This is a genomic window from Megasphaera sp. MJR8396C (assembly GCF_001546855.1).
Lineage (GTDB): Bacteria > Bacillota > Negativicutes > Veillonellales > Megasphaeraceae > Megasphaera.
Genome location: NZ_KQ958195.1, coordinates 1 through 12,375, shown reverse-complemented (window position 1 = coordinate 12,375; position 12,375 = coordinate 1). Strand labels below are relative to the sequence as shown.

Here is a 12,375-nt window from a genome sequence, read left to right as displayed (position 1 = left end):
TATACCGTGGGTCGCACGGGAATCTACGCCTGTGGAGAGAGTGTAAGACGCTAAATTCTTAGGAATTGCAGCGCTGTTCTCGTAGAAGCAGGAAGCTCCTACCTCTATAGGTGGGAGTACGTTCACTATACAAAAAAACTTAGGCAAAGAGGCTGAATTATGGTATACTAATTACGAGGGATTCCCCTTACTTGCAGTTTACGGACCTTTATGGATAACGACTGTGCCTTTATTGGGCTGCCGTCGTTATCCATTTTTTGATATAAGGAGGCATTATGTATCTCATCGTCGATAATCACGATTCATTCACGTATAATTTGGCTGACCTGGTCGCTGAAACGGGACGCGACGTCGAGGTCCGCCCCTGCGATGCCCTTGGACTTGGCGAAATTGCCGCCATGAAGCCTGACGGACTCATCATTTCCCCCGGTCCGAAGGGGCCTGCCGACGCCTGGCAGTCCCTGTCCATTGTCCGGGAATTTGGGGATACGATGCCCATCCTCGGCATTTGTCTCGGCATGGAGATTCTGGCCTACGCTGCCGGGGCTTCCGTCACCCGCGGCAGAAAGCCGATGCACGGCAAGGTGACGGCCATTCATCACGACGGCCGGGGCTTATTCAAAGGCCTTCCCAAAACCTTTTCCGTGACCCGCTACCATTCACTGGTCGTCCAAAAAAACAGCCTGCCGCCCACATACCGCGTCGATGCCATCAGTGACGACGGCGCCGTCATGGCCTTATCGCACAAAAAGCGGCCCCTCTTTGGTCTCCAGTTTCACCCCGAAGCCCTGCTCTCCGAATACGGCTCGGACTTAATCCAGGCCTTTTGCTGCCGTGCCGAAGAAGGAGGACGCCGCCATGACTGAACCTTATGTCCGCCGCTCGGACCTGCCCTATACGGCCAGCCAGATTTTTGCCCTCTTTGCCGAAGAAAAGAACGTCGCTTTTCTCGATTCCTCCTTAGAAAATAGTCTTGGCCAATACGCCATCATCGGCCTCGTCCCCTATCATGAGGTCAGCGTCGAAAAGGGGCGCCTCTTCGTCGACGGCAAGTACCACCCGGGGACGGCCGAAGCCTATCTCAAGACCTATCTTGAGCGCCATCACCAAAAAAATTATACCGACCTGCCCTTGACCGACGGGGCTATTGGCTACGTCACCTATGACTACGGAATGAAGGGTCAGCGACTGGTATCCCGCCACGAAGCCAAGGTCGCCATGGCCGACATGAAATGGGTATTTTACGACTTTTTCATCATCGAAGACCTGAAAGACCATTCCCTTTGGTTCATTGCCAACGGCCACACGGAAGCGGCGCCGACCCTTTGGAAGAAGATGGAAGATGTCATTGCCGGGAAAATGGCCGGCCTCAGGGCATCGTCCCTGACGGAAACGTATCCCCTGTCCATCCATCCGGACTGCACGCCTGATGAATATGCCCTGGCCCTTCGAAAATTGATGACCTACCTGCTGGCCGGCGACGTCTACGTCACCAACTTTACCAGTACCCTGACCGTCGATAGTCCCTGCCCGCCGTACACCTTCTTTTCCCGCCTGCGCCGGGACAATCCGTCGCCCTTTGGCGCTTACCTGCAGTACGGTTCGTACCAGATCATCAGCTCGTCCATGGAGCGCCTCCTTCACATCGACGGCCGACATATCGAAACGCGTCCCATCAAGGGCACGCGGCGGCGAGGCAAGACAGAGACGGAAGATGAAGTCCTTCGCAAAGAGTTGGCGGCATCCCAAAAAGACCGCAGCGAGCTTTTGATGATCGTCGATCTCGAACGAAACGACCTCCATAAAATCTGCCAGCCCGGCAGCGTCACCGTCCCGACCTTATTTTCCGTCGAAGACTATGCCTCGGTCTTCCACTTAGTGGCCAGCGTCACTGGCATCCTCCTGCCAGACCAAACGGCCATGGACGCCCTGACGGCCCTCTTTCCCGGCGGTTCCATTACGGGGGCGCCCAAAAGGCGGGCCATGGAAATCATCGACGAACTGGAATCCAGCCGCCGTCAGCTCTATACGGGCACCGTCGGCTATCTCTCCCTCGACGGAAACTGCGACCTCAACATCGTCATCCGCACGGCCGTCCGTCAGGGCGATCGGTACTACATCGGTGTCGGCGGCGGCATTACGGCCGAATCGGATCGGGACTTCGAGTACGAAGAAATCTGGCAAAAGGCCAAGGCCCTGCTCACGGCCTTGAAAGGAGACACCTTCTATTATGAACCTTACCTTTGATGACGGCTATCAATTCGGCCTCGGTGCCTTTGAGACCGTGTCCCTCGTAAAGGGACAACCGGTTTGGCTCGAAGCCCATGAACAAAGGCTGCGCCGGGCCCTTCATTGGCTGGGCATCGCCCTTCCCCTTGATTGGAAAGATCAGTTTCGCGCTTATATAGAAGGGGAAGGAGCCGGTATGGGTGTCGTAAAAATCCTGGCTTCCGATAACAATCTATCCTTCACGTCGCGAAAAAATCCCTACGAAGACATGCCTTCCCGTCCGGGATTCGTCCTCTCCTTATCGGACATCCGGCGCAACGAAAGTTCGCCCTTTGTCTTCCATAAGACCTTTAATTACGGCGATTCCATCGTGGCCAAACGTAAAGCCGCTCAGCTTGGCATCGACGAGCCGATTTTCTGCAACACGAAAGGTGAATTGACAGAAGGCGCCGTGAGCAACCTATTCTTCATAAAAAATGGGCAGCTCTATACGCCGCCCATCGAGGCCGGACTCTTGCCGGGCATTGTCCGCGCCTACGTCTGTCATCGCTATGACGTCATCGAAAAAGCCATCTATCCCGATGAAATAGATGGCTTCGACGAGTGTTTTATTACTAATTCCCTCATGGGCATCATGGCCGTCCGTCAGTTTGGTTCTCAGACTTTTCCCGTATCGGAGACGACCCAGACGGCGGCCCTATTCCAACAGTACCAAAAAGACAGGCTGCGCCCTTTTCCCGGCTCCTTATAAAGTCAGTTCGTGGAAGGCCTTGCCGTCCATGTCTTTCCAGGTAAAGGTCTGATCTTCCCAGACGAGGTAGCTGTGAGGATTGCCGTCTTTCGGAAGGGACGCCGAACCGGGATTGAGGTAATAATTGTCCTGTCCAAAGGGTTCCCAAACCGGCAGGTGGGTGTGGCCGTGGAGCAGGATGTCGCCCTTTTGAAGGGGCGGCAGGCGGTGGGTGTTATAATGGTCGCCGTGAGTTGCATAGACGACGAGGCTTCCCTGAGTCAGGATGGCATACGGCGCCATGATGGGAAATTCCAGGACCATCTGATCGACTTCGCTGTCGCAGTTGCCGCGGACGCAGAGGATGGCATCCTTCTTTTCGTTGAGCATGGCAAAGACGTCTTTCGGATTATAGTCCTTGGGAAGGTCGTTGCGCGGTCCGTGATAGAGGATGTCGCCGAGGAGGACCAATCGGTCAGCCCCTTCCCGTTCATAAGCCTCGAGGAGACGGCGGCAGTAATAGGCCGAGCCGTGAATATCTGAAGCGATGAAATATTTCATAATTATACCTCCCTGTGCCCTGTCGGCACGCGTCATGTCGTAAACCTATCCTAACGCAAACCGGGGACCTTTGAAAGACGGTCTATTCCCTGATTGCGTTTCTTTTTTTGTGCGTGTCTTTAGTATACGGATTTTTAGGGGAAACTGCAAGGGAGGACCGTTTCCGGAAGATGAGGAAGGTCCTTATAATATTATAAACAAGGCTTCCGATAACTTGATATTATCGAAAGCCCTGTGTAGTACAGCGAATGCTGTTTCACTATTTTTTTATAACTGCGTAATTTGCACTTCTTGTTGAATGGCAGCGACCTTTTCCGGATCGACGACGCCGCTTTCTGCTTCTAAGACGTTGGCCGTTCCGCAGGCAGCAGCCAGGCGAAGGGCTTCTTCCGGCGATGCGCCCCGATCTAAGGCCGTAGCTAAACCTGCGACGAAGGAATCTCCGGAACCGACGGCATTGATGACCTTGTCGACCGTCGGCGGTACGGCCCGATAAACCTTGCCTTCGTGGGCCAAGAGAGCCCCTTTCTTGCCTAAGGAAATGGTCGGCATGGCAACGCCTCTCCCTTCGAGTTCGTGCAGGGTTTGGACGGCTTCTTCAAAATCGGTCAGTTTATGGCCGGTCAGGACTTCGACTTCCGATTCGTTGGGCTTGATGAAGTACGGCACCGATTCCAAGCCTTGGATTAGCGCCGAGCCGCTGGTATCGAGGAGAAAGGGTTTGCCCTGTTCTTTCGCCCGGCGGATGAGCTCGCCGTAAAAGTCATCGCCCAGTCCCTTGGGGAGACTCCCTGAGGCTACAACTAAATCACTACGTTTTAATTCAAAATCATACTGAGCGAGAAATTCGTTCTTCTCCCCTTCTGTGATGGTCGGTCCCGGCTCTAAGACTTCCGTCTGTTTGCCGTCGGGCGTCGCCATGTTGATGCACGACCGCGTTTCTCCCTCGATGGTCGTACAACAGTGGACGATGTGACGTTCATCTAAGACGTGGCGGATATACTGGCCGACATAGCCTCCGAGGAACCCGACGACCGTGCAGGGATGGCCCAGGGCCGTAATGACGTTGGCCACGTGCGTCCCCTTGCCGCCAGCCGTATTTTGAACGGTCTTGGCTCGGCTCGCTTCCCCGTAAGGAAGATCGTCGAGGGTATAAATTTTATCCAGTGACGGATTTAGATTGACTACGAGTATCATCGACCGTCACCCCTTTTAATAACGATTGGCACTGCCGCAGACGTCGATCTTGTGAGCTACGATGGCAGCCATGGCTTCTTTGCCGGGCGTCATGTACTGGCGCGGGTCGTTGGCCTTGGGGTTGTCCTGGAAGTAGTGCTTGACGGCGTCGGAGAAGGGAATCTTGAGGTCCGTTGCGATGTTGACTTTGCAGATGCCCATGGAAATGGCTTTCTGTACCAATTCGTCCGGTACGTCCGATGCGCCGTGGAGAACCAAGGGAGTCGATACGCGTTCGCGAATGGCTTTGAGGCGGTCGAAGTCGAGGTGCGGTTCGCCTTTATAGAGGCCGTGAGCCGTGCCGATGGCGATGGCTAAGGAGTCGATGCCCGTCTTTTCAACAAAATCAGCTGCCGTGTCGGGATCGGTATAAGCGCCGTCGGCTTCACTGACCGTGAGGTCGTCTTCCTGGCCGATGAGTTTGCCAAGTTCCGCTTCTACCGTGGCGTCGCGATGGTGGGCGTAATCGACGACTTCCTTGACGCGGGCAACGTTTTCATCGTAAGGATCGCGGGAGGCGTCGATCATGGCCGACCGGAAGCCGAGGTCGATAGAGGTTTTAATAGCGTCAAAATCTTCGTGATGGTCGAGGTGGATGGCGATGGGAATCGTCGTCTGCTTAGCAGCAACTTGGGCCATGGCTACGATATAGGCGGGGCCGGCGTAGCGAATCGTCGACGGCGTACCGGCCAGGATGACCGGCGAATGCATCTTTTCGGCGACTTCTACGACGACTTGCAATGTTTCCATGTTGTGAATATTAAAAGCCGGTACGGCGTAGTGCTGAGCCTGTGCGTCGAGCAGCATCTGTCTCGTAGAAAGAATGGTGTTCATGAATTAACACTCCTTTATGGGAATATAGTGATATCAAATTATTCAGCCAGTTTGGCCATTTCCTTCTTGTGCCAGAAGTAAGTGAATACCAGGCAGAAGACGTAGAAGATACCGATGATCAGGAAACCTTTTAAATCGGTCAGGTTCATGGCCTGTTCCAAAATGTAGGTAATCGGTGCGCCGCCCTGGTCGAGGGCTGCAATTTGGGACGCGCCATTTTTCAGCATGCCGCCGTGGGCTGCCAGGGTCGTCTGCAGGGCAATGGTCTGGTTGGCAATCCAAATGGTCATGAACATGATGACCGAGCCGGAGATGACCGTCCGGAAGAGGTTGCCTTTATGGACGCCGACGGCCATGGCGATGAAGAAGCCGATAGTCGGCAAGTCACCGAAGGGCAGGATCTGGTTGCCCGGAACGATGGCTGCGATGAGGATTGTCAGCGGGATGAACAGCAAGGATGCCGTGACAACAGCCGGATCGCCGAGAAGCAGGGCGCAGTCGAGACCGATATAGAAATTCGAGTGAGCAAAACGTTTCTGAAGCTTGGCCTTAGCGACTTCCGAAATAGGCAGCAGGCCGTTCATGATGTGCTTTACGACTTGCGGCATGAGGACGATGACGGCAGCCATCTGAATGCCCAGGGTCAGGATACCGCGGATATCGTAACCGGCTAAGATGCCGATGATGACGCCCATGATACCACCCATGACCGACGGATCGCCGAAGTGGCCCATGACTTTTTCAATGTGAGTCAGGTTGATGTCGATGTCCTTGATGACCGGAATGCGGTCGAGGAGCCAGTTGATAGGAACGGCGACCGGGCCGAACCAGGACGTCGAGCCGTGCGGGATAGCAATGCCTTCGAGGCCGAAATAATCTTCCGTAACCGGGATGAACCAGTCGCCCATCTTAAAGGCGTAGGCTGCGTGGATGGCGACGGCGACGATGCCCAGGACATAGCTGCCGGTGGCGATGTTGACGATGGCACCGGTGAAGGTAAAGTGCCAGATGTTCCAGATATCGATATTGACGACGCGGGTCAGTTTCAAGGCCAACATCAGGATGTTGACGGCGATGGCCACGGGAATGGCGACCAAGGCGATCTGACTGGCCCAGGTAATGGGCGACATGCCGGGCCAGCCGACATCGATGAGGTTCATGGAGATACCGAAGTTAGCCGACATGGCCTGGGCTGCCGGGGCCAGGTTGTCCAGCATCAGGCTGATGACCAGGCCGATGCCGATGAAGCCGATACCGATGGAAATGCCCGAGCGCAGGGCCTTACCGGCAGACTGGCCTAAGATGAGGCCGACGATGAAGATGACGATAGGCAGCATAACGGCTGGCCCTAAGCTTACGAAGAATTGTACACCATTCAAAATGAAATCCATCTATATTCACTCCTCTGTTTCTTAGTTTTGCAAGACATCTAAAATCTTCTGTTCCGTTTCTTCGACGCGGACACCGCTGAGGAAGGGCATGCCGTTGACGTAAGGCTTACCGAAGTCTTTCTTGACGCGCATGGTGGTGACGATGAGGTCGACGCCGTCGAGCTGGTTTTCGATTTCATTGATGCGGATCTGAAGGATTTCAACGGGGATGTTGTGAGCTGCACAGAGTTCACGAATGGCATTAGCAGCAACAGTAGAAGTGGCTACGGCACCGCCGCAGGCTACGATAACTTTTTTCATAATAGATGACCAACCTTTCATAAGAAAATTAATAGGATATAAAATCGATTCAAAAATTACTGTAAAGCAGATAAAAAGGCGTGCTGGAAATCGTCGGCCGTCGACGCCGTGAGCAGTTTTTCAACCTGTTCTTCTTGTTGGAACATGGTGAACAGCTTTTGCAGCATGTCGATGTGCTCATTGGCATCTTTAAGGGCCAGCATAAAAATCATAGAAACGGGAACCGTATCGTCGGCATCTTCCATACTGTGGAAGTAAACCGGTTCCGTCAAGCGACAGACGGCAATGCCGTTTTCAGCGACATTCCCTTCCGGCGTCGCGTGGGGAATGGCAATCCCCTGCTGCGATAACTGCAGCCCTGTCGGAAATTCATCTTCCCGGGACAGTACGGCATCGATGTACTTATCATTGATGTACCCGCTTTGCTTCAATACCTCGCCTAAACGGTGTATGGCATCTTTATCGGACTGTACCCGAGTATCCAGAAAAATGTGCTCTCTATCGAGCAGCTTTGTCAGTTCCATGGATAACTCCTCCTTTGACTTAACTCATTTCTCATTTCTTGACTATAGTGTATCAGATGAATCCCCCCTGAGCATAGACGGCCAATTTCCACTTATAGCGGAAATAAAAACGCCATTTCCGCCGCCTTTCCGAGATAGCGGAAATGAACTGCGCTTCCGCACAGGAAAGTGCCATGACGAGGTTCTGGGGACTGCCGCTGTATCCTTGACGCCCTACAACACATCTGGTATACTGACAATATCAAAAGACGTTTCCTCATTTTTCGCACCCTGATGTGGTGTGAGGCAGGAAACGTCTTTTTTTGCTGCCGTAAATCACAGGCCTCCCTCTATTTCCTATCCTATTTTCTTCCCATATTGCCGCTGTATCCTTTCTTGACGTCATACGCCCCCTCTGACATACTGACATTAAAGTGTGGAAATAAAAAGCCCGGCCATGCAAAAAAGCCTGCTCCCCCACCGATAACAGGCAGGAGGAACAGGCTTTCGTATAAGTTACTGATTAAATTGATTGGTGAAATTCCGGATGAAGGCAGCGTAGTTCGGTTCCCGGAGCATTTCTTTGACGCCGTCGTTTTTTACGAGGTACGTAAAGAGTTTGAGGAAGATGGACTGCCACGAGGCGATCTGGTCCTTGGCGATGCTCAGTAAAAAGACGAGCTGGACCCGTTCTTTTTCCCAGACGATGGGCTTGTCGAGGATGAGGATGGCGATTCGCGATTCCGGCGGGTCGCCGTAGATGGGATGGGGTATGGCCACGAGGTTGCCGATTTCCGTCGGCGATGCCTCTTCCCTTTCAAAGACGGAAGCCTTTTCGGCCTCGTTCATGAGTCCCTTTTCCTTGAGCTGATCGGTCAGGAAGTTCAAAATCGACTGGCGGTCGTCAAAGTGACGGTCGGTGTAGAAACAGTCGGCCTTGAAAAAGCTGGTGATTTCGCCCTGAATGCCGTGAGGCATGAGATAGAACCGCTGTTCCAACTGCTGCAGCTCCTGATTGTCCAGAAGGTGATGGATGGGAATGATGCGGTCCGACTGGAATTGCGGCAAGGGAATGGTCGTCAAGATCATGTCGACGGAATCGATCTGTTCCTCCGTCAGGGTATAGCCCGGCACGGTGCCGACGATGATGATGCGGTCCTTGAAATAAGCTTCGAGCCGCGTTTTTATGAGCAGGGCCGTCCCCATGCCGCTGGCGCAGACGATGAGGGCCCGGCGAATGACCATGTCGTTTTTGATGTCGATGCGGTTTAAGGCCGCGCCGAAATGGATGGCGATGTAGCCGATTTCATTTTCATTGACGCTGACCTTTTCTTCCTGCTCGATGACGCTGCTGGCGATGACGGCAATCTGGAAGGCCAGGGGATATTCCGATTTCACCACTTCCAAAACGTCGTTACGGATATTCATTTGGAACTTCATGCGGGGAATGGCCGTCTGCAAGTGGACCGACAACCATTCGACGAGGACCTGATCCTGGGAAAAGTCGATGTTGACGTGTTCATCGATGACCTGGATGATCTTCATGACCAAGGCCTGCATCTTCTGATCGGCTCCTTCGCCGCCGTCGATGTACTTCTTGCTAGCCATGAGGTGCTGGGCCAGATAATAGATTTCACCGGACGCCACGTCGATACCGGTCTTGCGAAAGATCTCTTCGAACATAGACGTCGCCACTTCAAATTCCCGGGTCTTCTCCAGATTCTTCGTCTGGCGCAGGGTGTACATCATGGTATTCCCCTGCTGGGCCCTGCCGATGGCAATGGCCGTGTGGACGACCAAATTGTGGATGGCCATGTCGGTCAGATGCAGCTGATAGGAATCGCTGACACAGATGATGACGTCCAGAAGCTGGGGAATGTCGATATCGGGAAAGAGGCGCTGGAAATAGGCCACCTGACCGGAGTCGCTGGTCTGGAGGAAGTTATACTGAGAGATGAAGTTGCGGATCTGCCCTTCATCGCCTTCAAGGCGCATGCCTTCGGTCTTATAGGTCCCGATGGTAAGGCCATACTCGGCCAGTCGCTCCCGGGCTTCCTTCAGGTCGCTCTTTAGGGTCGACAGGCTGACGAACAGGCTGTCGGCCAATTGCTGCTGGGTCAGCGACGTATTTTGCAGGGTCGAAATGAAGAAGGCCCGGATGATGGCATCGACGCGGTTTTCCGCCGACTCCATCCCGCCCTTCGACGCCTCGCCGGTAAAGGCCGCAAAGGCAGCTTCATCGGTGATTTCTAAGGAATACCCGTTTCGTGTATTGGCATGGATGGCCGCGCCATAGGCCCGGAGTTCCCCCTCGAGGGCCTTGATGTCGGTCCGGATCGTCCGCGAAGAGACGCCGAGAAAATTCGATAAATCATTGCCGCTCAGTCCGGTTTTATGGGATTGTAACAACTCGATAATCTGCCGCTGACGCTGGCTTGCCATGACAATACACCTCTTTCACTACGTACTTCTTTTCATTATAGTCTATTTAGTCCATGACGTACATGACTTTTAAGGCATTATTGGCCGGGTCGAACAAGGCTTCAAAGGCTTCGTAGCCTGCCGACAAGGGGAAGCGGTGGGTTACGATGTCGTCGACGACGATCTTGCCCGACTTCAAGTATTCGGCAGCGCCGCGCCATTCGCCGCCCGGGAACGGAGACGAGTAGCTCATCCACGAACCGGTGACGGTCAGTTCGCCGCGCAGGATCTGTTCAAAGGTCGAGGCCTTGAAGGAGACGTCGCGAGGAACGGTACCGATGTAGACGATGGTACCGGTCTTTTTCACCAGATCCGGCAGCTGCGCCTGTAGGAAGTTGACCCCTGCCGTTTCAAAGGCGTAGTCGACCAGGCCGTGTTCCTTGAAGTAGGCTGGAACATCCGTCGTCTGGGAATTGATGATTTCATAGGCGCCGAGCTTTTTGGCCAAATCGAGTTTAGCCTGGTTGATGTCGATGACGTAGACCCGTTCGATGCCCTTGGCTTTCAGGACCTGCATGGTCAAAATCCCGATGGTACCGCAGCCGTAGACGATGGCCGACGAGCCGCTGATGAGTTCCCCGGCCCGTTCGACGCCGTGGATGGCGACGGTGATCGGTTCGATGCAGGCCGCCTGTTCGTACGTGACTTCATCGTCAATGGGAACGAGGTTCTTGGCCGGAACGGCGACGTATTCGGCCATGGCGCCGGGCTGACGGGAGCCGATGAAGGAATATTCCGTACACATGGCCGGGCGGCCTTTGGCACAGTTGTCGCAGTGACCGCAGGGAACCAAGGGAGCTACAGCAGCCCGGAGGCCCTTCAAATCGGGGTTAACGGCGCTTCCGACTTCGACAACGTCGCCGGAAAATTCATGGCCGACGATCTGGGGGAACGAATGGACGCCGCCGTCACGGACGCGGGGTACGTCGGACCCGCAGATGCCGCAGGCTCTTACTTTTACCAATACTTCGTCGGCTTTCAATGCCGGTACGGGAATTTCCTGATAAACAAATTCTTTCGGTCCTTCTACAACCAGTGCTTTCATCATTGTCATAATTGCCACTCCTTTACAGAGAAAAAAGATTCATATTCATTGCAGTTTTAGTATAGCAATATGACGACTTTCATCATAGATGATAAATTTCCCTCACCACGGAAATTTTTAGCCGCACCGGTAAAAATGCCGGGCCTTATAAGCATGTAACCATTTACACACCCGGCGAAATTTGTTATATTAATACGGTACTTTTTGATTAGAAGGGAGCTTGTTATGAATCTTACTATCTTAGGAACGGGCAATGCCACCGTCACCCATTGCTATAACACCTGTTTCGTCTTAGAAGAAAAGGGCCAATACCTCCTCGTCGACGGAGGCGGCGGCAACGGCCTTTTACAGCAGCTGGAAAAAGCTGAGCTTCGCTGGCAGGATATGCGGACGGTCTTTGTCACTCACAAGCACATCGACCATCTCCTGGGTATCATCTGGCTCATGCGCATGATGTGCCAGTCCTGGCGGCGCGGCACCTACGACGGCGAAGCCACGATCTACGCCCACGACGAAGTCATCGGCCTCCTGCGCTCCATGGCGACGTCCCTCCTCTCTTCCAAGGACAGCCGCTACCTCGATGACAAGCTCCATCTGATCATTGTCGAAGACGGCGACAAGCACACCCTCATCGGCCATGACGTCACCTTCTTCGACATCCGCTCGACCAAGGCCAAACAGTTCGGCTTTGCCATGGAACTTGCCGACGGCCGCCTGACCTGCTGCGGCGACGAACCGTGCCAGCCCTGGGAAGAAGACTACGTCAAGGGCAGCAAGTGGCTCCTTCACGAAGCCTTCTGCCTCGATGCCGACGAAGCCATTTTCCACCCCTACGAAAAAAATCATTCCACCGTCAAAGACGCCTGTGAACTGGCCCAGCGCCTGGACGTCCAGAACGTCATCCTCTACCATACGGAAGACAGCGATTTGGCCCATCGAAAGGCCCGCTACAGCGAGGAAGGTCGGAAGTATTACGACGGCAACCTCTACATCCCCGACGACCTGACGCTCTTCACCGATTTATAAAGCATAGACGAATCAAAACCACCAGTTTAACTGGTGGTT

Annotated in this window: 13 protein-coding genes; 4 read left to right on the top strand and 9 right to left on the bottom strand. The window is 53.9% G+C overall.

From position 1 onward, the window contains the following. The first annotated feature begins 275 nt into the window (after positions 1 to 275). Genes HMPREF3201_RS07145 through HMPREF3201_RS07135 form a run of 3 tightly spaced genes read left to right on the top strand, consistent with a single transcriptional unit; the run spans position 276 to position 2,980 of the window. Complete coding sequence (locus HMPREF3201_RS07145; protein WP_062412399.1) at positions 276 to 866, top strand: anthranilate synthase component II; 591 nt, start codon at positions 276 to 278, stop codon at positions 864 to 866. Further along, a complete protein-coding gene (pabB, locus tag HMPREF3201_RS07140; RefSeq protein ID WP_062412398.1) occupies positions 859 to 2,247 on the top strand; it encodes an aminodeoxychorismate synthase component I in 1,389 nt (462 codons plus the stop codon). The genes HMPREF3201_RS07145 and pabB overlap by 8 nt, the downstream gene beginning before the upstream one ends. Next, positions 2,231 to 2,980: an aminotransferase class IV gene (locus HMPREF3201_RS07135; RefSeq protein WP_072272042.1), complete on the top strand. Its 750-nt coding sequence runs from the start codon at positions 2,231 to 2,233 to the stop codon at positions 2,978 to 2,980. Before pabB ends, HMPREF3201_RS07135 begins: the two co-directional genes overlap by 17 nt. On the opposite strand, the gene yfcE is transcribed toward HMPREF3201_RS07135, so the two are convergent. The 9 genes from yfcE to HMPREF3201_RS07095 all read right to left on the bottom strand — a co-directional run bounded on the left by yfcE (position 2,975) and on the right by HMPREF3201_RS07095 (position 11,319). Further along, positions 2,975 to 3,520 (bottom strand): phosphodiesterase, encoded by a 546-nt coding sequence (gene yfcE, locus HMPREF3201_RS07130; protein ID WP_062412397.1) that lies wholly within the window; start codon positions 3,518 to 3,520, stop codon positions 2,975 to 2,977. The two genes, HMPREF3201_RS07135 and yfcE, sit on opposite strands and share 6 nt — an antisense overlap. Before the next feature lie 267 nt (positions 3,521 to 3,787). After that, a complete protein-coding gene (gene pfkB, locus HMPREF3201_RS07125; RefSeq protein WP_062412396.1) occupies positions 3,788 to 4,717 on the bottom strand; it encodes a 1-phosphofructokinase in 930 nt (309 codons plus the stop codon). Positions 4,718 to 4,732: 15 nt separating this feature from the next. Continuing rightward, the gene (locus tag HMPREF3201_RS07120; protein WP_062412395.1) at positions 4,733 to 5,590 is read right to left on the bottom strand and encodes a tagatose bisphosphate family class II aldolase; all 858 of its coding nucleotides are present in this window, start codon (positions 5,588 to 5,590) and stop codon (positions 4,733 to 4,735) included. 38 nt (positions 5,591 to 5,628) lie between these two features. Further along, positions 5,629 to 6,981, bottom strand: coding sequence for a PTS galactitol transporter subunit IIC (locus HMPREF3201_RS07115; RefSeq protein ID WP_062412394.1), 1,353 nt, complete (start codon positions 6,979 to 6,981; stop codon positions 5,629 to 5,631). A 21-nt stretch (positions 6,982 to 7,002) separates the two neighbouring features. Next, the gene (gatB, locus tag HMPREF3201_RS07110; RefSeq protein WP_154254211.1) at positions 7,003 to 7,281 is read right to left on the bottom strand and encodes a PTS galactitol transporter subunit IIB; all 279 of its coding nucleotides are present in this window, start codon (positions 7,279 to 7,281) and stop codon (positions 7,003 to 7,005) included. Between the two features lie 56 nt (positions 7,282 to 7,337). Next, the gene (locus HMPREF3201_RS07105) at positions 7,338 to 7,805 is read right to left on the bottom strand and encodes a PTS sugar transporter subunit IIA (protein ID WP_062412393.1); all 468 of its coding nucleotides are present in this window, start codon (positions 7,803 to 7,805) and stop codon (positions 7,338 to 7,340) included. Between the two features lie 52 nt (positions 7,806 to 7,857). Next, on the bottom strand, positions 7,858 to 7,980 hold the full coding sequence (locus tag HMPREF3201_RS12045) for a hypothetical protein (protein WP_255353905.1): 123 nt from the start codon (positions 7,978 to 7,980) through the stop codon (positions 7,858 to 7,860). A gap of 320 nt (positions 7,981 to 8,300) precedes the next feature. Beyond that, positions 8,301 to 10,226 carry a BglG family transcription antiterminator gene (locus HMPREF3201_RS07100; protein WP_062412392.1) on the bottom strand — a complete coding sequence of 642 codons (1,926 nt, stop codon included), beginning with the start codon at positions 10,224 to 10,226 and terminating at the stop codon, positions 8,301 to 8,303. A 46-nt stretch (positions 10,227 to 10,272) separates the two neighbouring features. After that, positions 10,273 to 11,319, bottom strand: a complete 1,047-nt coding sequence (locus HMPREF3201_RS07095) for a galactitol-1-phosphate 5-dehydrogenase (protein ID WP_082709412.1) — start codon at positions 11,317 to 11,319, stop codon at positions 10,273 to 10,275. 216 nt (positions 11,320 to 11,535) lie between these two features. Here HMPREF3201_RS07095 and HMPREF3201_RS07090 point away from each other — a divergent pair, with 216 nt between their 5' ends. Continuing rightward, positions 11,536 to 12,336 (top strand): MBL fold metallo-hydrolase, encoded by an 801-nt coding sequence (locus HMPREF3201_RS07090; protein WP_062412391.1) that lies wholly within the window; start codon positions 11,536 to 11,538, stop codon positions 12,334 to 12,336. The last annotated feature ends 39 nt before the right edge of the window (positions 12,337 to 12,375 follow it).